The 22,293-nt window shown below is 44.3% G+C and carries 19 protein-coding genes, 1 tRNA gene, 1 pseudogene and 1 riboswitch; of the genes and pseudogenes, 4 read left to right on the forward strand and 17 right to left on the reverse strand.

Annotated features, from left to right (window positions below):
* Positions 1 to 34 precede the first annotated feature (34 nt).
* The 11 genes from cobA to lonB form a co-directional block, all read right to left on the reverse strand.
* Positions 35 to 1,567 carry a uroporphyrinogen-III C-methyltransferase gene (cobA, locus tag QFZ77_RS32930; protein ID WP_307446701.1) on the reverse strand — a complete coding sequence of 511 codons (1,533 nt, stop codon included), beginning with the start codon at positions 1,565 to 1,567 and terminating at the stop codon, positions 35 to 37.
* A gap of 5 nt (positions 1,568 to 1,572) precedes the next feature.
* The gene (gene hemC / locus QFZ77_RS32935) at positions 1,573 to 2,520 is read right to left on the reverse strand and encodes a hydroxymethylbilane synthase (RefSeq protein ID WP_307446704.1); all 948 of its coding nucleotides are present in this window, start codon (positions 2,518 to 2,520) and stop codon (positions 1,573 to 1,575) included.
* A 2-nt stretch (positions 2,521 to 2,522) separates the two neighbouring features.
* Positions 2,523 to 3,290, reverse strand: a complete 768-nt coding sequence (locus QFZ77_RS32940) for a precorrin-2 dehydrogenase/sirohydrochlorin ferrochelatase family protein (protein ID WP_307446708.1) — start codon at positions 3,288 to 3,290, stop codon at positions 2,523 to 2,525.
* Positions 3,281 to 4,111 (reverse strand): cytochrome C assembly family protein, encoded by an 831-nt coding sequence (locus tag QFZ77_RS32945; protein WP_307446710.1) that lies wholly within the window; start codon positions 4,109 to 4,111, stop codon positions 3,281 to 3,283. Before QFZ77_RS32945 ends, QFZ77_RS32940 begins: the two co-directional genes overlap by 10 nt.
* Before the next feature lie 33 nt (positions 4,112 to 4,144).
* Positions 4,145 to 5,548, reverse strand: a complete 1,404-nt coding sequence (hemA, locus tag QFZ77_RS32950) for a glutamyl-tRNA reductase (protein WP_307446713.1) — start codon at positions 5,546 to 5,548, stop codon at positions 4,145 to 4,147.
* Between the two features lie 190 nt (positions 5,549 to 5,738).
* On the reverse strand, positions 5,739 to 6,275 hold the full coding sequence (locus QFZ77_RS32955; RefSeq protein ID WP_307446715.1) for an S-adenosylmethionine decarboxylase: 537 nt from the start codon (positions 6,273 to 6,275) through the stop codon (positions 5,739 to 5,741).
* 126 nt (positions 6,276 to 6,401) lie between these two features.
* Complete coding sequence (gene speD, locus QFZ77_RS32960; protein WP_056836369.1) at positions 6,402 to 6,809, reverse strand: adenosylmethionine decarboxylase; 408 nt, start codon at positions 6,807 to 6,809, stop codon at positions 6,402 to 6,404.
* Between the two features lie 255 nt (positions 6,810 to 7,064).
* Positions 7,065 to 7,652 (reverse strand): non-ribosomal peptide synthetase module, encoded by a 588-nt coding sequence (locus tag QFZ77_RS32965; RefSeq protein WP_307446720.1) that lies wholly within the window; start codon positions 7,650 to 7,652, stop codon positions 7,065 to 7,067.
* A 244-nt stretch (positions 7,653 to 7,896) separates the two neighbouring features.
* On the reverse strand, positions 7,897 to 8,556 hold the full coding sequence (yihA, locus tag QFZ77_RS32970) for a ribosome biogenesis GTP-binding protein YihA/YsxC (protein WP_307446722.1): 660 nt from the start codon (positions 8,554 to 8,556) through the stop codon (positions 7,897 to 7,899).
* Between the two features lie 23 nt (positions 8,557 to 8,579).
* Positions 8,580 to 10,925 carry an endopeptidase La gene (gene lon, locus QFZ77_RS32975; protein WP_307446726.1) on the reverse strand — a complete coding sequence of 782 codons (2,346 nt, stop codon included), beginning with the start codon at positions 10,923 to 10,925 and terminating at the stop codon, positions 8,580 to 8,582.
* Positions 10,926 to 11,219: 294 nt separating this feature from the next.
* Complete coding sequence (lonB, locus tag QFZ77_RS32980) at positions 11,220 to 12,938, reverse strand: ATP-dependent protease LonB (protein ID WP_307446729.1); 1,719 nt, start codon at positions 12,936 to 12,938, stop codon at positions 11,220 to 11,222.
* 204 nt (positions 12,939 to 13,142) lie between these two features.
* Between lonB and QFZ77_RS32985 the strand changes: the two genes are divergently transcribed.
* Positions 13,143 to 13,838, forward strand: coding sequence for an N-acetylmuramoyl-L-alanine amidase family protein (locus tag QFZ77_RS32985; RefSeq protein ID WP_307446731.1), 696 nt, complete (start codon positions 13,143 to 13,145; stop codon positions 13,836 to 13,838).
* Here the strand turns inward: QFZ77_RS32985 and QFZ77_RS32990 are convergent.
* The 6 genes from QFZ77_RS32990 to QFZ77_RS33015 all read right to left on the reverse strand — a co-directional run bounded on the left by QFZ77_RS32990 (position 13,831) and on the right by QFZ77_RS33015 (position 20,536).
* Positions 13,831 to 14,649 (reverse strand): divergent polysaccharide deacetylase family protein, encoded by an 819-nt coding sequence (locus tag QFZ77_RS32990; RefSeq protein WP_373462697.1) that lies wholly within the window; start codon positions 14,647 to 14,649, stop codon positions 13,831 to 13,833. The genes QFZ77_RS32985 and QFZ77_RS32990 overlap by 8 nt on opposite strands.
* 291 nt (positions 14,650 to 14,940) lie before the next feature.
* Positions 14,941 to 16,038: a flavodoxin-dependent (E)-4-hydroxy-3-methylbut-2-enyl-diphosphate synthase gene (ispG, locus tag QFZ77_RS32995; protein WP_307446734.1), complete on the reverse strand. Its 1,098-nt coding sequence runs from the start codon at positions 16,036 to 16,038 to the stop codon at positions 14,941 to 14,943.
* A gap of 97 nt (positions 16,039 to 16,135) precedes the next feature.
* On the reverse strand, positions 16,136 to 17,404 hold the full coding sequence (clpX, locus tag QFZ77_RS33000; RefSeq protein ID WP_057306183.1) for an ATP-dependent protease ATP-binding subunit ClpX: 1,269 nt from the start codon (positions 17,402 to 17,404) through the stop codon (positions 16,136 to 16,138).
* A 12-nt stretch (positions 17,405 to 17,416) separates the two neighbouring features.
* Complete coding sequence (gene clpP / locus QFZ77_RS33005; RefSeq protein WP_307446742.1) at positions 17,417 to 18,007, reverse strand: ATP-dependent Clp endopeptidase proteolytic subunit ClpP; 591 nt, start codon at positions 18,005 to 18,007, stop codon at positions 17,417 to 17,419.
* A gap of 199 nt (positions 18,008 to 18,206) precedes the next feature.
* Positions 18,207 to 19,508, reverse strand: coding sequence for a trigger factor (gene tig / locus QFZ77_RS33010; RefSeq protein ID WP_307446745.1), 1,302 nt, complete (start codon positions 19,506 to 19,508; stop codon positions 18,207 to 18,209).
* A gap of 110 nt (positions 19,509 to 19,618) precedes the next feature.
* Positions 19,619 to 20,536 carry a hypothetical protein gene (locus QFZ77_RS33015; RefSeq protein ID WP_307446747.1) on the reverse strand — a complete coding sequence of 306 codons (918 nt, stop codon included), beginning with the start codon at positions 20,534 to 20,536 and terminating at the stop codon, positions 19,619 to 19,621.
* A gap of 157 nt (positions 20,537 to 20,693) precedes the next feature.
* On the opposite strand from QFZ77_RS33015, the gene QFZ77_RS33020 reads away from it, so the two are divergent.
* The 3 genes and pseudogenes from QFZ77_RS33020 (at position 20,694) to QFZ77_RS33030 (ending at position 22,292) form a co-directional block, all read left to right on the forward strand.
* Positions 20,694 to 20,767, forward strand: a tRNA-Arg gene (locus tag QFZ77_RS33020).
* Between the two features lie 122 nt (positions 20,768 to 20,889).
* Positions 20,890 to 21,083, forward strand: a riboswitch (cobalamin riboswitch).
* Between the two features lie 149 nt (positions 21,084 to 21,232).
* Positions 21,233 to 21,954: pseudogene (locus tag QFZ77_RS33025) on the forward strand (energy-coupling factor ABC transporter permease).
* A 53-nt stretch (positions 21,955 to 22,007) separates the two neighbouring features.
* Positions 22,008 to 22,292: an energy-coupling factor ABC transporter substrate-binding protein gene (locus QFZ77_RS33030; protein WP_307446751.1), complete on the forward strand. Its 285-nt coding sequence runs from the start codon at positions 22,008 to 22,010 to the stop codon at positions 22,290 to 22,292.
* Position 22,293 lies beyond the last annotated feature (1 nt).

Raw genomic sequence — 22,293 nt, forward strand, 5'->3', positions numbered from 1 at the left:
GATCAGATGCAGCTCCTTAAGAAGCTGCATCTGATTATTTAGGTTGAGTAATACTTTGGACTAATGAAGCAACGGTAGCCTCTTTAGCCATATACGTAACCGGCAGTCCACATTGACTTGCTGTCTCTGCCGTTTTGGGTCCAATACAGGCAATTTCAACCCCTTGCAGCAAGGATAGCGGATCTTCCACACCCAGTTGACGCAAGGCTTCAAGTAAATTTGTAACCGTAGATGAACTTGTAAAAGTTATGATATGAATGCTTTGATTTTGCAGAAGATGAATGATTTCATCCCCATCGTCTGTTATGAGTACATTTTCGTAGACGTCAACTTCGGTTACTTCAAGACCGAGCTCTTTGAGCTTACCAGGCAAATAATCACGTGCCAAGTCAGCCGTAGGTAATAGAACCTTCTGGCCGGCTTTCAAATCTGCTTGAATAGCTTCCAGGATACCCTCGCCTTGATATTTAGCCGGGAGTACATCCGCAATGATGCCACGCTCAGCTAGCGCTTCGGCTGTCTTCGGGCCTACAGCTGCAATGCGAGCTTTCCCCATTTTGCGAACATCAATCCCTTTTTCACGCAGCCTACGGAAAAAATACTCAACACCGTTTACGCTTGTCAGCAACACCCAGTCAAATTCATGAAGCTTGTCTAGGGCCAGGTCCAGTGCTTGAATGGCCTCTGGGCGACTTGGCGGTTGTAATCGAATCACAGGGAATTCAACCGCTTCTCCACCCATGTCATCGATTAAATCCACAAGCTCACTTGCTTGACTTCTAGCTCTTGTTACCAGCACTCGACGCCCGAAGAGCGGCTTCTTCTCAATCCAGGCCAGCTTCTCACGCAGCTTAACAACTTCACCAATAATAATAACGGCTGGTGATTTGAAATTAGCCTCTCTTACCTTCTCCGTAATATCGGCCAAGGTTCCCGTAATGGTTTGTTGATCCGCCCATGTTCCCCATCTGACGAGCGCAACAGGCATTTCCGGCGGTTTGCCGCACCGAATCAATTCACGACAAATTTGTTCAAGATTCGCCACACCCATCAAGAAGACCATGGTGCCGATCGCCTTAGCCAAATGCTCCCAGTCCAAACTGGAATAAGTCTTATTCGGGTATTCATGACCAGTAATAATCGCAAATGACGAAGTGAAGTCGCGGTGGGTGACTGGAATACCCGCATAGGCAGGAACAGCAATCGAGGATGTGATACCTGGAATAATATCGAAGATCACATCGTTATCTGCGAGCAGCTCCGCTTCCTCGCCCACTCGACCGAAGACACTGGGATCGCCGCCTTTGAGACGAGTCACAACTTTCCCCTGAAGGGCCAGATCTACGAGCAATTGATTAATTTCTTCTTGCTTTAGTATATGTTTATCCGGAAGCTTACCGACAAAGATCAGCTCAGCTTCCGGTCTACGATGCTTGAGTAGACGAGGGTTGGCCAGCCGGTCATAAACGATGACATCGGCTTTCTGAATGGCTTCCATACCGCGAACCGATATGAGTTTAGGATCTCCGGGACCCGCACCAACGAGATAGACTCTTCCTTTGTTCACGATGCTCACTTCCTTACCTCAGCCAGGATACGTTCTGCGCCTTGCGCGATAAGTTTATCGGCGACAAGCAAACCTAATGCTTCCGGATCGCTCCCGGAAGCTGTTTCCTTGAGCATGGTGACGCCGTCCGGCGTACCAACCATGCCCGTTAAAGTGAGCAGCGGCACCTCTGATTCGCTGCTGTCTTCGCTTATGCTCGCGTAAGCGCCTAGCGGCACTTGGCAGCCTCCATTGAGTCTGCCAAGGAAAGCCCGCTCCGCTCGCACCGCGAGCGCGGTTGGCTCATGCTGGAACCTGCTCAGCAGGTCCAGCATGAAGGCGTCGCCGCCCCGGCACTCGATGCACAGCGCCCCCTGCCCTACGGCAGGGAGGCAGATCTCGGGCGGCAGGTACGCGCTGATGCGATCCTGCCAGCCGATCCGGTGCAAACCGGCCGCGGCAAGCAGAATCGCATCGAAGTTCTCATCATCGAGCTTGCGCAGCCTCGAATCAATGTTCCCGCGGACCGACTCGATTCGGAGGTCCGGGCGGAGGTGCTGCAGCTGGCTGGCGCGCCGCAGCGAGCTGGTACCGACGAGCGCGCCTTGCGGCAGCTCGTCCAGGGAGCGGTGCCCGCGTGTGATCAGCGCATCGCGCGGATCCTCACGTTTCGGCACCGCTCCAACGACCAGCCCTTCGGGTAGCTCGAAGGGCATATCTTTCATGCTGTGAACGGCCATGTCGATGTCGCCGTCCACCAGTGCCTGTTCGATTTCCTTGACGAACAGCCCCTTACCGCCTACCTTGGACAAGGTGACGTCCAAAATGCGGTCGCCCTTCGTGACAATTTTCTTTATTTCAAATTGACAAGCGATCCCATGTTCAGCTGCAAGCTGTTTTAAAAGCTCCACAACTTGCCCCGTCTGAGTTAGTGCCAATGCGCTTTGCCTAGTTCCTACTATGATTGTTCTCATCTCTACCCGCCTCCCTGTACTTGCTGCCCGATATCCTTGATAGCTGCTAACCAAGCAGATAGATCCGTACCTCTATCTCGAACTTGCCCCTGCATCCAAGGTTCTTTCTCTAAGGTTATGTAGAGCTTCTCTTTCCAACTCTCGAATGTGCCGCTCCGTATTTTGGCAAGCACGTCCCATTCAAGCATCTCTTTAAAAACACGTTGTCTAGCTTGTTTATCGGCCACTCTACTCTGAATCAATAACCGCAAATCACTAAGGAAATCGAGGTACGTTTCATACTCTTCACCATATGCGTTGTCTAATTCTTGAGCAATTTTACGAGCAGCTGAAGGACTTGCTCCACCTGTTGAAACGGCAATAACTAACTTCCCTCTTCGAACAACAGAAGGCGCGATGAAGGAGCTCAATTGAGGTTGATCAACAACGTTGATTAGTTGACCCTGCCGTGATGCTATCTCATGCACGTGAGCATTCACTTCCGCATCATTCGTTGCAGCTACAACCAAGGTGTAAGGCGCAAAATCTGAACTTTCATCGATCATGATTGATGGATGAAACGTTTGCCTATACAGAACCACTTCAGACTTGTTCTCCATCTCCATAAGTCCCTCAGTAAATTCTGTGCCTACGATCGTTACACGGGCACCTGCTTGCAGCAGTGATTTCACCTTTCGTTCAGCCACAGCCCCTCCGCCGATAACTAAACATCGGCGTCCAGACAGATTCAGCATAATTGGATAGGGATGATTTATCGTCGTTAGCTCCATATCCACCCATGAAAACCTGAAACCAGATTAGAAACCACGAAATTGAGAACTACAATTAAGAATGCTGCGAGGTTCCATGCTGCCAGCTTATTTCCCGAAATACGCATAGAATGCTGCTGAAATAAATAGAAAGCGTACGCTGCTAACACAAAAAATGAATTAATCACCTTAGGATCATAAAGTAAATTACGATCTCCCTCCAGTACAACCCAGACCACACCCAGACTTAAAGCCATAAGAAGCAATGGTGCTCCGATAATAACGGAGAGATAGGTATAATGCTCAATTTTCTCAAGTGAAGGTAATCTCATAACCGTTTGAGAAAATTTCTTCGCTTTCAACATTTTGTGTAAAAACACATACATGCCTGAGAAAATAGCTGCAATCGAGAATGCCACGTAACTGCCAATCGCCAGGGTAATATGGATAAATAATAGCTCATCATTGATGTCCCAATCGGGCTTAATTGGCGTTACATTCGGATTACCGAATACATTCAAAGCCAAAATGGCAAAACCAAGCACATTCACAAAAAATACAAACAATTCAATCCGGATAAATCGATTAATCAACAGTGAAATCGTGACAATCAACCACGAAAACATAAAAAGTACATCCGATCGGGCAAACGCCCATTCCGTCAAATGACCATACAAATTAATTCCTAAGTAAGCGGTTTGCAGAACCCATACAAACAAAAGCAGCCCCGTCCCCATCCGTTTCGCGCTTCGGTTCGCATTAGCGAAATCCGAAAAGTAAAACAATAGGCTCAGGGCATACATATAAATCATCGCATCAAACAACCAGCTACGTGTTACCATGGCACCTCTCCTAGGCGATTAGCGCCCTTTTCTTCAAGATTGGGCTAGAATATCAGCGTTCTGTAAATTAAGCACGGACAACTTATCATCCAGCATCTGCTTAGCTTCAACTGCTTTATGCCCGGCTTCTAGTTCTTGTGCTAACTGATTGGCTTGCTCTTGTTGTTCAAGGGTCTCTTCTAGGGCAAACAGTTTCGTGAATAACTCAAGCGCTTCATCACCATGACGCTCTCCCGCCATTTCCTTAATGCGAAGGATCGGGTCTCGCAGCACTTGATTCACAATGCTTTTCGTTAATTTACGAATAACTTTAATTTCACGTTCATCAAGGTCAGGCAGCTTCTTTAACATGTTATCCATCGTCTCTTCGTGGATCTGACTCGCTTTTGTTTGAAGAGCGCTAATGACTGGACTTACACCTAGCGTCTTCGTCCATTGTTCGAAAACACCCATTTCAGACTCAATCATTGTTTCAATCTTCGCTGCTTCTTTCTTTCTCTCTTGTAAATGTTTATCTACGATATTCTCCAGATCATCGATATCATAAAGAAAAACATTAGGTAAGCCGCTAATTTGTGGATCTAGATCACGAGGGACAGCAATGTCCATCATGAAAAGCGGACGTGACTTTCTCTTTTGAACATAGGACTGAATATCATTCTTCGTAAGAACATATCCCGGAGCGCCCGTCGAGCTAATAATAATATCCACTTCCGCTAAATGCTCCAGCATGTTATCCATGGTACATGGAATGCCGTTAAATTTCTCCGCCAATTCCACAGCACGTTCAAACGTACGATTAACCACGATAACTTTGTTAGCTCCATTCGCGTAAAGATGCTTAACGGTCAGTTCGCTCATCTTACCAGCACCAATAATCATAACCGTTTTGTTCATGTAAGAGCCGAATATTCGTTTACCAAGTTCCACCGCGGCGTAGCTGACGGAAACTGGATTATTGCTAATGCCTGTTTCGGAGTGTGCTTTTTTGGCAAGTGTCACGGATTGCTTAAACAACGTATTGAAATAAGCCCCGGTTGCTTTCATATTTTGAGATGATAAAAAAGCATCCCGCACTTGTCCTAGAATTTGGGTTTCCCCAATGACCATGGAATCTAAACCGCTTGTTACGCGGAATAAATGTTCAATCGCTTTTTCATTTTCATACATATATAAATGCTTTTGGAATTGATCCTTGCCGACTTGGAACCAACGTTCAATGAAGTGTGTCAAGTAATGACTGCACATCTGCGGTCGATCCACAACAGCGTAGATTTCCGTGCGATTGCAGGTGGCGACAATTACACACTCCAATATACTTTTCGTTTCTTTCAATTCTGCCAATGCCTTAGGTAAATCCTGATCGGAGAAAGCGAACTTCTCCCGAATTTCTACCGGGGCCGTACGATAGTTCAAGCCTAGTGCGATAATATGCAAAGGTACCACCTGCCTTTCCGTCTAATTCTATGTACCATTATAGCACAGCAAAACATGCAATCCGACAAATTTTTTGTATAATTTATGAATGCTACATTCTGCTCGTTAGTTTTAACAGCATTTCGTTCCTATATACCTAATATAGCGATCTTTGAGCTCCACTCAAGAAAAGATCCCTATATTGACCATTTTATTGAAGTGCTTTTTTTCGTATAAAAGAGGTTAAATTTCGATCTAGTTCCGCCAGCTTCGTATTTTGGGACGAAACAATATCGCCATTCGAAGCCATGATTTTCTCATACAGATCGTACAGACTCTTGTACTGAAGCCAAACTTCCTTCAAAACCTGGCTCTCATCAGGCTTTAATGTTCGCTCTCCCCCCACCTGCAGACGCTTCAAGTACTGCGTTAGCTGGGTCATACTGTCCAGTGAAGTCAGATATTCGCTTCCTCCCGCAGCAAGCACCAGGCGTTCATGCGTATAACTTGCCGAGTAAAGGGCTTGTTGGACAGCATTCAATCCTTCGGTATCTTTGCTTTGAGCAGCTTCTTCCAGATAGCTCTTCAGAAGTTCCATCTGAAACAGAGAAACTTGATACAGTAGATGGGTAGCATCATGCTCTTCTTTATGAGGACCTAATATTTGAATGAGTTGATAAATAGGCCAGATGATGAGAAAGAGAACAATACTATAAATCACAGCTTTTCTAACTATTTTCTGTTTCAAATCTGTTCCCCCATTTCATGTTTGCTTCATGTTTGGACATGTGTCGCAATAACATTGTATGGGTATCTGGACAAACAAATAACCACGGATTTCTCCGTGGTTATCGTTATTGTTATGCGCAGATTCTTATTTAACAAGCTCTGCATGCTTTATTTCAGGAGTTTCTACTTGTAGTTCACCCATTCCGCGAACTAATTTCTTCGCATAGAATGTTTCTGGTTTCAATACGGATACCATAAAGTCGATCGCTAATTGAGGGTCCACTGTCTCACCGCATGTATAACAGTCAAGCGCGGCAAAACCTCTCTCAGGATAAGTATGAATGGAGAGATGACTCTCGGACAACATAACAAGTACAGTTGCTCCTTGTGGTTCAAATTGCTTGGATTGTACAGATAGTACGGTTGCTCCGCATACCTCGGCAGCTTCTACCATCTGAGCTTGCAGCCAATCTGCATTGTTCAGAAGTTCGAAATCTACCCCCCAAGTATCTACAGCAACGTGTCTTCCGAAAGTTGAGTATTCTGTTTCCATCTTTCGGTTCCCCCTTCCTAGGAATAAAATGTCTGAAAAAAAATTTCATCCGCTAGGACCTACGTCATTCACTTCCCGAGGGTATTTATCTCTCGCAACATTCAATGTCCTGAGTGAATCCTGGTTCCTATATTGTTTTCAACGAGAATAAAAATAACATCTATCGACGAGAAATGCAATAGTTTTTTTTGCTAAATGCCTTAAAACAAAAAAGACCCTAAAAAGGGTCTATTATAATTGTAGGTATATGTGTAGTTAAGCCTCCAATATAAACAAACGATGCGTTAGCTCATTGAGGCGAGTGTCGATCTGTTGATGTTCTTCCTGTTGCTGCAGCATATTACGCAAATCTAGAAGATGGTTAATTTGATCGTAGATCATTTCAATCTCTTGCTCGACTTCTCTCTTTTGGAACATTTGCTGCATGAGACCAATGGTGTCTTTGTACTCATAGATAACGGTCAACAATTGCCCTTTGACTTCCTCGATTTTAACGACGGTTCCACGTTCATAGTAGTAAACCATTGTATAACTAGGGTAAATTCGGTTTACTGTTGCGCTTCCTTTAAACTCTGACACTGCTTTACGCATCAAATTAGCAAGTAAGGTGTTACTTAATCTGCAGGATCCTGTGCATTCATATAGGCCCGATTTCTTCTCAAATGAAAGGACGATTTCCTGACCTGCTCCATCTTGAAAAACAACCTCTTGGTTGCCATTTTCTAAGACTTTCACTTGCAATGTCACTTGATGATCCACAAACATTTGAAAAAACTTGAACATCTCGGCTTCTGTTAACTGGAGGCAGGTTTTGACATATTCAGTCGCTAACCTTTGTGCCATAAAAATCCCTCGATTCTTTGTTTTCAAGCCATTAACTATTACCTTGTTTATTATTATACTACATGCGTCTCTAATATTCCTGCGTGCATTTCATTATAATCAGCCAAATATTCTGAAAAAACCAAGGAATTACGGAATGCCAGCAAATTTTCCCCAGTAAACCTCGCTTTCCCGTGTGCTTCTTCTTGATTTTCTCTGTCTTTTGACGTCCTTCTTATCCTTACACAAAAAACCGCCCTATGAATCAGGACGGTTCTTGTTCTTTATCTTGTTCTTGCTGGGTCACGAGTTCATTTGCTTCTTCAGGCTCTGGTTCTCCATAAGCGATGGCTTGCTCTAAAATCCCCCACAGCTCGTCCTTGCCGAGCCCAAGCTCCGAGGAAAACATCAACGGTTGGACACCCTTATCCATACCCAGTGTTTCTCGAACAATCTTGATATGCTTCGGCCATCTGCTTTTCGGGATCTTATCGGCCTTGGTTGCAACGACGATGACTGGGACATCATTATGTCTTAGCCACTCGTACATAGCTTGATCATCTTTGGAAGGAGGATGCCGCAAATCAACTAATTGCATAACAAGGCGCAGTGTTTCTCGATTCATTAAGTAGCTCTCAATGAATTTCCCCCACTGCTCCCGTTTCGTTTTGGAAACTTTGGCGTAGCCATAACCTGGAAGATCTACGAAATATAAGTCCTGATTGATCTTATAATAATTAAGCGTTTGGGTTTTGCCGGGCTGTGAGCTGGTTCTGGCCAAATTTTTGCGGGAGATCAAACAGTTAATGAGTGATGATTTCCCGACATTAGAACGCCCTGCCAGAGCAATCTCTGGCAAGGCATCCTCTGGATATTGGCTAGGTCCAACCGCACTGATAATAAACTCAGCTTGATTGACTTTCATGGATGTTCAACTACTTTCTATCGTTATCCGACTTGCACGGGAGGCTTATTTTTGACAAGTGCATGTTCAAGCACTTGATCCATATGGCTAACTGGAATGAAGGTCATCTCGGCGCGGACACTTTCTGGAATTTCGATGATGTCTTTCTCATTATCCTGAGGCAGCAGGATGGTACGGATACCAGCTCGATGTGCAGCGAGCGCCTTTTCTTTGAGTCCTCCGATTGGAAGTACCCGGCCGCGCAATGTAATTTCACCTGTCATAGCAACCACACGAGAAACAGGAATATTCGTCAAAGCTGAAATTAATGCCGTTGCCATCGTAATTCCTGCGGATGGACCATCTTTTGGAATGGCGCCTTCAGGGATATGAATATGGATATCGTTCTTCTCATGAAAGTCAGGTGCAATGCCGAGCACGTCAGCCCGTGAGCGTGTATAACTGAAAGCAGCTTGAGCGGACTCCTTCATCACATCACCGAGTTTACCCGTCAAAGTCAATTTGCCTGTTCCAGGCATTACGGTGACCTCAATGACTAAGGTATCCCCGCCAACTTCTGTCCAAGCAAGGCCTGTCACTGCACCTATTTGATCTTTCTCTTCAGCTACATTATAGCGGAACTTGCTCGGTCCTAGATAGTCCTTCAAGTTTTCTTCCGTAACATGTACCGGTGTAGTTGGGTCAGATACGATCTTTTTAGCCGCTTTTCGATTCATACCTGCGACCTGCTGCTCTAAATTACGAACGCCCGCTTCACGTGTATATTCACGAACGATTTTCATTAAGGCATCTTCATCCACAACAAGTTGGTCTTCTTCTAGACCATGGTCACGCTTCTGCTTAGGCAGCAAATACTTTTTCGCAATTTGAAGCTTCTCAATCTCTGTGTAGCCAGGAATGTAGAGAACCTCCATCCGATCTAGCAGAGGGCGAGGAATATTGTGAACAGCATTCGCCGTTGTCACGAACATGACATTGGACAAGTCAAAGGGAACTTCAATGAAATGATCACTAAAAGTGCTATTCTGCTCGGGATCAAGAACTTCAAGCAATGCCGAAGCCGGATCGCCGCGGAAATCCATTGCCATTTTATCAATTTCGTCTAGTAAGAAAACAGGATTATTCGTTCCAGCATTCTTCATCCCCTGGATAATCCGTCCCGGCATAGCCCCAACATACGTACGACGATGACCGCGAATCTCAGCTTCATCCCTAACCCCGCCAAGCGAGATACGAATGAACTGTCTTCCCATGGATCTAGCAATCGAACGAGCAATGGAGGTTTTACCAACGCCCGGAGGACCAACTAAACAAAGGATAGGTCCTTTCAGCTTCTTAACAAGCTTCTGTACCGCTAGGTACTCGAGTACGCGTTCTTTTGGCTTATCGAGACCGAAGTGATCCTCATTCAAGATTTCCTCGGCTTTATCCAAATCCAAGTCATCATCCGTATTTTTGGACCAAGGCAATCCAAGCAGCCAATCAATATAGTTGCGGATGACGCCTCCCTCGGCAGAAGTCGCTGGCATCTTCTCTAGTCGGTCGATTTCCTTCTCAACCTTCTCGCGGACTTTATCTGGCAATTCGGCTTCCGTCAACTGGCTGCGTAGATCATCCACTTCGCCAGCGCGGCCTTCCTTATCGCCGAGTTCCTTCTGGATTGCTTTCATTTGTTCGCGAAGGTAGTACTCCTTCTGCGTTTTCTCCATTTGTTTCTTAACACGTTGACTAATTTTACGTTCAAGTTCAAGCACTTCTCGCTCATTGTTCAAGATATTGAGCATTTTCTCGAGACGCTCACGCACATCTACGGTCTCCAGAATCTCTTGTTTATCCTTAATTTTGAGCGATAAATGGCTGCATATGACATCTGCTAAACGGCCTGGTTCATCAATGTCCGATACCGCAGCAAGCGTTTCTGGTGTAACTTTTTTCGACAAATTAATGTAATGCTCGAATTGGCTTAGTACACTTCGCATGAGTGCATCGATCTCAGGATCGGTGATTTCTTGCTCCGGTAATTCCTTAGCCGTGACTTCATAATATTCATCATTCATAAGGTATTCAACAATCTCAGCACGCAAAACGCCTTCTACCAATACACGAATGGTTCCATTCGGTAGTTTCAGCATTTGCCGTACCTTAGCAATTGTCCCGATGCGATAAATATCCTCTTTGGCAGGTTCTTCTATGTTGATCTCTGATTGAGAGCAGAGGAGAATCATGCTGTCATCCACCATTGCCCGCTCGAGTGCTTTAACCGACTTTTCTCGCCCTACATCCAGATGTAGAACCATGCTCGGATAAACCAGCAGTCCCCTTAGAGGCAATAGCGGCAATCTGCGCACCTTGATTTTTCCGGGTCCCATCCTCTGCACCTCCTAATATATGGATCTTTGAACGGAGTTCAAAGTCTCTCCGCTTCATGGATCTTTGAACGGAGTTCAAAGTCTCTCCGTTTCATGGATCTTTGAACGGAGTTCAAAGTCTCTCCGCTTCATGGATCTTTGAACGGAGTTCGAAATCACACCGTCTCGGATCTCTGTACGATATTCAATGTCATTTATTTCTGTACCCTCGTTGCCCTTTACATTTTATCAAAACTGCAAACAAAACACCAACTGGCACTCTGACGCGTCATGTGAGGTCTTCTTTACTCTGATTTAGGAGTCAATTGTATGTTGTGAATTTGCATGTAAAATGGGTAAAGACGAAGCTGGAATCGTCCTTTCCGTGGCAAAAGGCAAGTGAATCACATTATCATGGAGTTCTAAGCCTAATGCAACTTCCAGCACTTCTTCGATTGAGTCAGCAGCAAGCACCTCTACTCCCGGCAAATTAGCAAACATTTCTTGCCAGTTTTCTTTAGGGATAATAACTTTGGTAGCTCCCGCTTGGAATGCAGCTTCGACCTTCGCTACAACGCCGCCAACGGGTTTAACTTTACCATGGATACTCATTTCCCCCGTCATTGCCAATTTATTATCCACAGGTATTTTATGTATCGCAGATGCAATAGCTGTCGCCATGGAAATGCCTGCAGAAGGTCCATCGATAGGCACTCCGCCAGGGAAATTAATGTGTAGATCATAATCTGACGTATTAAATCCAAGTTTGCGAAGGACTGTCAGCACATTTTCCACTGAGCCACGCGCCATACTCTTTCTGCGAATGGTTCGAGAGCCTCCTCCCATTTCCTCTTCATCTACAACACCCGTAATATTAAATTTCCCAGTACCCGCAGTTGCAATTGGTATTGCGGTCACTTCGATCTCAAGTAGTGTACCCAAATTAGGTCCATAAACAGCTAATCCATTGACGAATCCAATTTGCGGTTGTGCAGGTATTTTTCGTTCTGGTCTAGGTGGGATCTGCGATGAATTGACAACCCACTCAATGTCGGCTGCGGTAATCTCATCTCGTTTATCCGTTAAGGCAATACCCGCGGCAAGCTGAATCACATTCACAGCCTCTCTGCCATTGGTTGCATATTTCGTTACCACTTGAACCGCTGCTTCACATTTCTTGAAGCCAATCTTATCCAGAGCTTTCCGAGCAATTTCTCCTACCTCACTCGGTAAAAGAGGACGGAAATAAATTTCCAAGCAGCGCGAACGGATAGCTGGAGGAATCTCGCTAGGTGTACGTGTTGTAGCCCCTACTAAACGGAAATCAGCAGGGAGACCATTTTGAAATATATCATGAATATAGCCTGGAATATTCGTATCCTCGGAGCTATAATATGCGCTCTCTAGAAATACTTTGCGATCTTCCAGCACCTTTAATAATTTGTTCATTTGTGTGGGGTGTAATTCACCGATTTCATCGATAAATAAAATACCGCCATGCGCCTTCGTTACGGCACCTGGTTTAGGCTGTGGAATCCCCGCAACCCCCATTGCACCTGCACCTTGATAAATAGGATCATGAACCGAACCTATCAACGGATCGGCAATTCCTCTTTCGTCAAAGCGTGCAGTCGTGGCATCGATCTCTGTAAATTTGGAATCCGGCCGGAAGGGTGAATCCTGATTTTTCTTAGCTTCTTCTAAAACAACACGAGCAGCAGCCGTTTTACCAACCCCAGGCGGACCATAAATAATGACATGCTGCGGATTGGGACCGCATAGCGCTGCTTTTAGGGCTTTCAATCCTTCAACTTGGCCAACGATATCCTGCATGGAGGACGGTCTTGTTTTCTCTGAGAGCGGTTTTGTTAGCGAAATGGATCTCAGCTTTCTTAATTTCTCCAATTCTTTCCTGGACTCTCTATCGACAGCAGACCGATTCGTCTGTTGATTACGCAGCAAATTCCAGAAATACAACCCAATCACAACAGCAAAGAAAACTTGAATTACCATAAGAATAATACTTAAACTCATTTGTCATACCTCCTAGGAGCTTTGCTTTGGCAAAACTGTCGTCGTAATCATAAGCTTCGGTTTCGAAATAAAACTAATTTTTTCGCTCAAACTTTTGTCATAGCTTCCATTATTCCCGTGAAAAAGAAGGTTAATCCAATACATGCAAACTTTTGCGTGACGTATGATAGCCCTCTTACAGAAGAAGGATAAGAGTAGATATTCATGCAAAAGGACGTGATTCGTTTGAAGCAAAGCTTGATGATTTTACTTGTTTTCCTCTGTCTTTGTAAGACCTCTGATGCATCCGCTTTAGCTGATGATCCCTTACTGCCTAATGCTGATATCATTATCGACGTAGGACATGGAGGCATAGATAGCGGTGCTTTACATGGTAAATATCAAGAAAAAGATATGAACCTAGCCATATCCAAAAAAACGTACAAGCTCCTTAAGAAAAAGGGTTATCGCGTCATTATCAACCGAACGGAAGACTACGCATTAAGTGAAGACAATAAGTGGTCGTTCGGTGGAAGACACCGCAAGGATTTAGCCCAGCGTTCCGGACTCGCCAACACCATTAAGCCCAAAATGATGCTAAGCATGCATATTAATTGGTCCGGCAAATCCGATCGAAGAGGCCCACTTGTCATTTATCAAAATCAATCGGATAGCATTTTGCTTGCTCAACTTTTGCAGGAATCCCTAAATCGTATCTATGGTACGGAAGAAAAGCCTGTTCTCGGTAAAAAGTATTATGTGCTTAGGCACACAAAATGCCCAGCTGTCATTGTTGAACTTGGATTTATTTCAAATAAAACAGACCGCAAGCTGCTGAATGATTCTCATCATCAGGCCAAGCTAGCAAAAGCCATTACTCAAGCGGTAGATCAATACTTTGCCATGATTCATCCTAATTAGTATTTAGCTTCATTGTTTGTGAAATCGGAACAAAAGTAGCTTCCTTTTGAATGATCGGAATAGCCTCTTTGATAACTTGAGCTGTCTTTTTCCCTGGTGGACCCACATGTCCGATCGCGATGACCATGTCTCGTTGATGGATTAATTTTTTAAACTTTACCATTTGCTTGCTGATGTGACTGTACGTATAAAGATCATCGAAGAAAAGTTGATTCTCGGAATAAGGAACTCCATTTTGCCCCGCTAGCTTGCCGATTAGGCTTTTTGAAGTCGTACGGCTATCTAATAAAATGAGATTTTTCTCTTTGCAGATTTCAACGAGAATTTTCATCACTCTCTCATCTGCGGTAGCCTTGGATCCCATATGATTATTAATTCCTATTACATAGGGAATATCTTCGATTGCCGCTACGATCCTTTTGTGAATCTCATCATTCGATAAGTCCGTAGTAATGGCCCCTGGGCCTAACCAGCTCTTCTTACCCCTCACAGGCTCCATCGGCAGGTGTAGAATGACTTCATGTCCCTTATCGTGTGCTAATTGAGCATCTTGTTTGGAAGAGGGCAGGAATGGCATGACAGCGACAGTTAAAGGGATGGGGAGATCCATCATCTCTTTGGTGCCGTCCATATTGTTGCCAAAGTCATCAATGACAATGGCCACCTTCTTCGTCTTGATCTCAGCTGCAAGCTGTGAAGGCATTGCCACATTTGTGGCACCGGTATGCATGGGTAAAAGAAGCAAAAAAATCCCTGCGATTACCGAAAGGGTAATGTGACGAGCAGTCCTATACTTGCTTAGCAAATTCATAGCATCTCCTTGTTTGCATGTAAGCGTTAGAAAAACTTACTTCAAATGAACAAGCTTTCCAGTTTTACTCATTATGCTTCTCTTGTGCTACAAATATGCGTGAAAGGAATTAAATGGCGCACATACGTTGCTCTAATTCAAATTTTTACCGCATATTTCAAAAATAGAGCCCTGTAGTTACCAATTCCGTACAGTCATAGGCTCTGAATTCCAACAGACAACACAAAAAAGCCGTTAAAAGCACCTCACTCGAGGCACATTTAACGGCTTTCTTTTTTAACATATATGCTATTAGTGCTTACGTCCTGGAATAACACCCGTTTTTTCATAAGAATCTACGATGATATCAATTTCTTTCTTCAACTCATTGAGCAGTTCTGCTTCAGGAACCTTACGGATCATTTCTCCATAACGGAAAAGCATGCCTTCACCACGAGCTCCTGCAATCCCAATATCAGCTTCACGCGCTTCCCCTGGACCATTTACTGCACAGCCAAGTACAGATACCTTAATCGGCACTTTGATCTTTGCAATATAATCCTCGACTTCGTTGGCTATCGAGAACAAATCAATATCTAACCGCCCACAGGTAGGGCAGGAAACGAGAGTTGCAGCATTGGTAATCAAGCCAAATGTTTTGAGCAATTCGCGAGCTACTTTAATCTCTTCTACTGGGTCCGCGCTAAGCGAAATACGCAGGGTGTTACCGAGTCCCATATTGAGCAGAGTTCCGATACCTGCCGCACTCTTTACGGCCCCTGTAAAGAGCGTTCCAGCCTCTGTAATCCCGAGGTGAAGTGGGTAGTTGAATGCTTTAGCTGCCTGGGAATAAGCTGCAATCGCCATAGGAACATCGGAAGCTTTGAGTGAAACGATAATATCGTGGAAATCAAGCTCTTCCAGAACGTTAATGTGGAACAAGGCACTTTCTACCATAGCCTCAGGCGTTGGGTATCCATACTTTTCAAGAAGATGATTCTCTAGTGAGCCAGCATTGACCCCAATACGAATTGGAATACCACGTTCTTTACAAGCTTTAACGACCGCTTCTACCTTCTCGCGGCGGCCGATATTACCTGGATTAATACGCACTTTATCGATGCCATTCTCAATAGCAGCAAGCGCTAAGCGATGGTCAAAATGAATATCCGCAACAAGTGGAATATGAATTTGTTTTTTGATTTCTTTGATTGCCTCAGCGGCTTCTTTGTTATTAACCGTAACACGAACGATTTGGCAGCCTGCTTCTTCCAAACGAAGGATTTCTGCTACTGTCGCCTTCACATCCGCTGTCTTGGTTGTGCACATACTTTGCATGATGACTTCATTACTGCCACCGATCGTCAAATCGCCTACACGAACGGCCCGCGTATCTTTTCTATGGAACATTATGGTTTCTCTCCCCATGACACCAAACATCCTCCGCTCCAATGCCCTTTAGCAGGGTATCGGATTGGAGGCTGTGTGTAATTTGTGAAATTATGGGTTACGCGCTTTCTTCTTTTTTCTTACCAGTCGCCTGCGCGCCATCTTTGGTCGTTAAAACAGGAGTGATCTTGTTTTGAACCGTCTCCTTAGATACCACACATGTCGTGACGTCTGTTCTCGAAGGGACCTCGAACATCACATCAAGCATAATGCTTTCAATAATAGCTCTCAGGCCGCGCGCGCCAGTATTACGTTTGATTGCTTCTTTGGCAATGGCATCAAGCGCCTCTGCGTCAAATTCGAGTGAGACATTATCCATCTCAAGCATCTTCTGGTATTGCTTCACGAGCGCATTTTTAGGCTCCGAAAGAATACGCACAAGGGCTGGTTCATCCAGCGGCTCTAGTGTAGAGATGACCGGTAAACGACCAACGAATTCCGGGATTAAACCGAATCGTAAGAGATCTTCCGGAAGCACCATGGATAAGTACTCGCCTGGTTTCAAATCAACTTTTGCACCATCCGTGCTAAAGCCAATCACTTTTTTACCGATTCTGCGTTTGATAATTTGCTCAAGGCCATCAAAAGCCCCGCCGCAAATAAACAGAATGTTGGTTGTATCAATTTGAATGAATTCTTGATGCGGATGCTTACGTCCACCTTGAGGAGGAACAGAGGCAACTGTACCTTCAAGAATTTTGAGTAAAGCTTGTTGAACACCTTCGCCGGAAACGTCTCTAGTAATAGACGGGTTCTCGGATTTACGTGCCACTTTATCGATCTCGTCAATATAGATAATGCCGCGTTCGGCTTTTTCTACATCATAATCTGCAGCTTGAATCAGCTTGAGCAAAATATTCTCGACGTCTTCGCCCACATAACCAGCTTCTGTTAATGAAGTGGCATCCGCGATTGCAAAAGGAACATTCAGAATTTTAGCAAGCGTTTGCGCTAGCAACGTTTTACCGCTTCCTGTAGGTCCTAGTAGCACGATGTTACTTTTTTGAAGCTCAACATCTTCCAATTTGTTTTGCGAATTAATACGCTTATAGTGGTTATAAACCGCTACAGCCAGCGATTTTTTCGCTTGATCCTGCCCGATCACGTACTGATCCAAAATATTGCGAATTTCCTTTGGTTTCGGAACATCTTTCAGATCTAGCTCTTCTTCATGCCCTAATTCTTCTTCCACAATCTCCGTGCAAAGCTCTATACATTCATCACAAATGTAAACTCCCGGACCTGCAACAAGTTTGCGAACTTGGTCTTGGGATTTTCCACAAAAGGAACATTTGAGTTGGCCTTTTTCATCGTTAAATTTAAACATGGGATCACTCCTTTATTTCAAGTCGTTTCGAGTGATAACCTCGTCGATTAACCCGTATGTCTTCGCTTCATAAGCGCTCATAAAGTTATCCCGGTCGGTGTCTCTTTCGATCTTTTCAAGCGGCTGTCCCGTACGGTCCACATAGATCTGGTTGAGTTTTTGTTTCGTTTTGATAATCCAATCCGCGTGGATTTTGATATCGGTTGCTTGACCTCTTACACCGCCGAGCGGTTGGTGAATCATGACTTCTGCATTCGGCAGCGCGTATCGCTTACCTTTGGCACCTGCGGTTAATAGCAGAGAGCCCATACTTGCAGCCATACCCACACAAATCGTAGATACATCTGGTTTAATAAACTGCATGGTATCGAAGATACCCATTCCAGCTGTTACAGATCCACCTGGTGAATTGATATATAAGTGGATATCCTTATCGGGATCCTGAGCTGATAAAAAGAGCAGCTGGGCAATGACCAAATTAGCCACATCGTCATCAATAGCGCTCCCAATGAAGATAATGCGGTCCTTTAATAAACGCGAGTAGATATCGTAAGAACGTTCCCCACGAGCCTCTTGTTCAACAACCATAGGAATAAGACTCATTGTACCAACTCCTTTTGCGGCAATAGCCAAGTTCTCTCAATTGAGATTCAGATACAGTTTAACACGTTTGAACAGCAAAGTCATTTTTTCAGAGAACTGCTATGTATGAGGGTATTTCTTATGGTCTTGGGCAGTTTGGGGGCTAAAATAGGGTAAAAGAAAGGCACGTTGCTTACGTACGTGCCTTTACTTACCTTATTTATACTGCTGCGGAAACATGCTTGCTATTTTCAAGCAAGAAATCAACCGTTTTTCTAATCACAAGATCGTTGCTCAGACCTTCTAGGCTGCCGTTAGAAGCAAACAGTTCACGAAGTTCTGCCGTTGTTTTTTGGTAGGATTGTGCATATTTCTCAAGCTCCGTGTCAACTTCCTCATCGGAAACTGTGATTTTTTCTGCAGCTGCGATGGCTTCAAGAACAAGGTTGTTACGAACACGCTTATCAGCATCTTCTCTCATTTGTTCTTTCAGCACGCTCTCGTTTTGACCGGAGAACTGGAAGTAGATCTCAAGTGTCATGCCTTGGGAGCGAAGACGTCTTTCGAATTCCTTCACCATAACATCTAGCTCTGCTTCTACCATGGAAGCTGGAATTTCAACTTCAGCGTTAGCTGCAGCTTTTTCAACAACAGCTGTTTCCAGAGCAGCCTCTGAATCTTTTTCTTTGCGCTCTTGAAGACGTTTTTTTAGTTCTTCTTTGTACTCTACAAGTGTATCGTACTCACTCACATCTTTTGCAAATTCATCATCAAGCTCTGGCAAATTTTTGCGTTTAATGTCGTGAATCAGCACTTTAAACACAGCTGCTTTGCCTTTCAGATCTTCGGAGTGGTAGTTTTCAGGGAAGCTAACGCTAACTTCTTTCTCTTCGCCTTTACCAAGACCTACGAGCTGCTCTTCGAAACCTGGAATGAAGGAGTTGGAACCAAGCTCAAGGGAATACTTCTCCGCTTTACCGCCTTCGAACGCTTCTCCATCAACGAATCCTTCGAAATCAAGGACAACGACGTCACCATTTGCTGCTTGTCCTTCTTCAAGGACAACCAATTCAGCATGACGCTGTTGCAAACGTGTAAGCTCTTCATTCAATTCTTCATCCGTAACATCTGCGCTTACCGCTTCAACTTCGATACCTTTGTACTCGCCAAGTGTTACTTCAGGCTTAACAGTTACTTTAGCTTTGAACTTCAGTACTTGTCCTTTGCCGAATTGCTCAACGTCTACTTCAGGACGATCGACAGGCTCGATTTTAACCTCTTCAATTGCTTCCACATAAACTTCTGGCAAAATGATATCTAAAGCATCTTGATACAAGCTTTCTACACCAAATTTAGCTTCAAAGATAGAACGAGGTACTTTCCCTTTACGGAAACCTGGAACATTTACTTTCGCGGATACCTTTTTAAATGCTTTATCCAAAGCATCTGCGACGCGCTCTGCGCCAACTTCCACTTCAAGAACGCCTACGTTCTTCTCTATTTTTTCCCAACTTGCTTTCATTTTATGCTTTCCCCTCCAAAAATGTACGATGACATATTTTCACGTTACGCTCATTACAACCATTCTATTATACCATATAAGATTTTCATTTCAAGGCAGCCTTTCTTACCTTATGATGGGTCTGGATTAAACTGCTTCACAAACGCTTGCAGCACAAGGTTAGCTCGCTTCCACTGAAGCTTCATGGAATCAACAATCCCGTAATTGTCTAGTAATTCTTCACGATTCACCGAGCCAAATAATTTCTCTTGAAGTATAGCATGAAGGGCAGATGCCCACACATCAACAGCGCCTTCTTCCGCTTTCTGTAAATCTGTATAGATCGATGTCCCATAGGCATAGGCTAGAAATTCCTGCCAAGTCTGCTTGGCAAAATAAACAAAATCAGGTTGGCTTATTTCACTAATGTCCCCGACTCTGCGAATCATATCACGAATGCGTGATGGAAAGTCCTCTGGACACATCGGTGTCTCCTCGATCTCGACTAGGATCTTTTCCCCATTCTTGGGGAACTCGATAAATCCACGCTCACCCATCTGTTTAAGCGCCTGCAAAGCTTTGAATTGAATGTGAGGGTGCCGCGGTTTCTCACACAGCCACTCCTTTACACGTTGGCTTACGTCAGATTGATCGATGAACGCCAATTGTTCAAGGGCATTGACTTGCTGCTCCAACGTACCGTCTCTTAACATATTCAGAAGCTTAAGTGCAAAAGCGCCATCATCGGCTGTCTTTTCTTGTATATACTGCCGTAAAAGATCCGTTTCTTCCTCTGGGTCCTCTTCCAATGGAGACGTCATTGGGAACATGGTTTCCGGAAACATGGTATACAGCCAGTTCCTCAGAGCTTCCCATTGTTCGGTCTTGTGATGGTCTACTGTCGGAAATTGCAGTAGAAAGGTTAGCAATTGGAGTGCATCACTATACTGCTCTGTTTTTAGAAACCGAGTCAGCTCCTCTTCGTAATATTGCTCTGTTTTCGGAAAAAGAATTAAGTTATTGATGGATGGGTCCGTTATGATGATCACCTCAGAAATCTTGGTCTCGCTGGTGACAGTTTACTTGATTGTCAAAGTGATTGCAAAATAAACATTTAAAATAGGGTTGACTTCACTTGAAACTATATGATAATATAACTCTTGCTTCGCTAAACGGATCACATCCGCAAGGTAAGAAGAGGTCTATGTCTCAGTAGCTCAGCTGGATAGAGCACACGCCTTCTAAGCGTGCGGTCGGGGGTTCGAATCCCTCCTGGGACGTTCATGTACGGCAAAGGATCGCGAGAAATCGCGATCTTTTTTTGTTTATCTACATTTGTTAAAATAAAAAAATCACTACGCTACGAATCTTTCATATTGTGTTATACTCTTTTCAATTACATATTTTTTCGAATAAATGAGGTGCCCTTGCGTAGCAAGCAAGGGGTAACAGGGAATCGGGTGCAAATCCCGAGCGGTCCCGCCACTGTATTCGGGGAGTTTCTTTCTATCATGTCACTTGATGCATATTCAGGGAATGCTGAAAGAATACGATAATCCGAGAGCCAGGAGACCTACCTTCATTTATGCACCCAGAAACCTTCGCGGAAAGGAGAGGTGTACGTCAAGTCTTTCGACATCTAGCTTATATTTATCGTTTATTCGTACATACCCACGACCAATCCATTAGGATTGGTCTTTTTTGTTCGATAATCAAACTTTAATTAGGAGGAATAAAAAAAGACCATGCAAACAAAAACACGAAAGACAAAGGTTACTAGCTTCTTACTTGTGGTCATAGGGTTAGCCCTCTATCTATTCATTAATGAGCCGCAAACCGTCTACGGCATGCACATTATGGAAGGATTTCTCCCCGTAGGTTGGGCTATATTCTGGTGGGCAGCCTTCCTTCCGTTCTTCTTTCTAGGTGTCCGAGCACTTATCAAAATTACGAAGGAACATCCAGAGCTCAAAATTATGCTCGGCCTTGCTGGTGCATTCACCTTCGTACTTTCAGCATTGAAGATCCCTTCTGTAACCGGAAGCAGTTCTCACCCAACAGGTACAGGTATAGGAGCTGTAATGTTCGGACCGCTCCCTATGAGCGTCTTAGGATCGATTGTTTGTTATTTCAAGCAGTTTTACTTGCTCATGGAGGACTTACGACTCTCGGGGCAAATGCTTTCTCAATGGCCCTCTCCGGTCCAGTAGTTGGTTACTTCATATATAAGTCCGTGATGAAAACAACCGGCAAACAAAAATGGTCGATATTTTTGGCGGCATCTCTTGCCGACTTATCCACATACATTGTTACTTCTGTCCAATTAGCTCTTGCATTCCCCGCTGAACAAGGTGGATTTATAGCATCCTTCTTGAAATTCGGCGGCATTTTTGCCATTACGCAAATCCCTCTTGCCATTAGCGAAGGCATTTTAACCGTATTAATATGGAATTGGTTACAATCTTAAAGCCCTAAAGAGCTATCCATTCTACAACATAAAATGAAAGGAGCTTCTGAGCAATGAAAACTCGTACCGTGAATACCCTGATGCTAATTGCCGTTGTACTATTGGCAGTCTTACCCCTTATTTTCGCAAAAGGCGAATTTGGTGGATCGGATGATGCCGCTGAACAATTGATCCAAAGTATTGAGTCTTCCTATACGCCATTGTTCTCTTCTTTATTTGAGCTCCCAGCTGAGACGGAAAGTATGCTGTTCGCCTTACAAGCTGCCATCGGGGTTGGCTTCATTGGGTATGCCTTTGGCTTTTTCAAAGGGAAAGCATCTAAATCCAAAAACCAATGAT

Origin of the sequence: Paenibacillus sp. V4I3, assembly GCF_030817215.1 — a bacterium.
Classification (GTDB): Bacteria; Bacillota; Bacilli; order Paenibacillales; family NBRC-103111; genus Paenibacillus_E.

Excerpts from the sequence above, each read along its gene's own strand:
- ispG (WP_307446734.1), bottom strand. The coding sequence starts at position 16,038 with ATGTTCCATAGAAAAGATACGCGGGCCGTTCGTGTAGGCGATTTGACG.
- hemC (WP_307446704.1), bottom strand. The coding sequence starts at position 2,520 with ATGAGAACAATCATAGTAGGAACTAGGCAAAGCGCATTGGCACTAACT.
- lon (WP_307446726.1), bottom strand. The coding sequence starts at position 10,925 with ATGGGACCCGGAAAAATCAAGGTGCGCAGATTGCCGCTATTGCCTCTA.
- lonB (WP_307446729.1), bottom strand. The coding sequence starts at position 12,938 with ATGAGTTTAAGTATTATTCTTATGGTAATTCAAGTTTTCTTTGCTGTT.
- yihA (WP_307446722.1), bottom strand. The coding sequence starts at position 8,556 with ATGAAAGTCAATCAAGCTGAGTTTATTATCAGTGCGGTTGGACCTAGC.
- clpX (WP_057306183.1), bottom strand. The coding sequence starts at position 17,404 with ATGTTTAAATTTAACGATGAAAAAGGCCAACTCAAATGTTCCTTTTGT.
- QFZ77_RS32965 (WP_307446720.1), bottom strand. The coding sequence starts at position 7,652 with ATGGCACAAAGGTTAGCGACTGAATATGTCAAAACCTGCCTCCAGTTA.
- QFZ77_RS33030 (WP_307446751.1), top strand. The coding sequence starts at position 22,008 with ATGAAAACTCGTACCGTGAATACCCTGATGCTAATTGCCGTTGTACTA.
- QFZ77_RS32945 (WP_307446710.1), bottom strand. The coding sequence starts at position 4,111 with ATGGTAACACGTAGCTGGTTGTTTGATGCGATGATTTATATGTATGCC.
- speD (WP_056836369.1), bottom strand. The coding sequence starts at position 6,809 with ATGGAAACAGAATACTCAACTTTCGGAAGACACGTTGCTGTAGATACT.
- tig (WP_307446745.1), bottom strand. The coding sequence starts at position 19,508 with ATGAAAGCAAGTTGGGAAAAAATAGAGAAGAACGTAGGCGTTCTTGAA.
- clpP (WP_307446742.1), bottom strand. The coding sequence starts at position 18,007 with ATGAGTCTTATTCCTATGGTTGTTGAACAAGAGGCTCGTGGGGAACGT.
- QFZ77_RS32940 (WP_307446708.1), bottom strand. The coding sequence starts at position 3,290 with ATGGAGCTAACGACGATAAATCATCCCTATCCAATTATGCTGAATCTG.
- QFZ77_RS32985 (WP_307446731.1), top strand. The coding sequence starts at position 13,143 with ATGCAAAAGGACGTGATTCGTTTGAAGCAAAGCTTGATGATTTTACTT.
- QFZ77_RS32990 (WP_373462697.1), bottom strand. The coding sequence starts at position 14,649 with ATGAATTTGCTAAGCAAGTATAGGACTGCTCGTCACATTACCCTTTCG.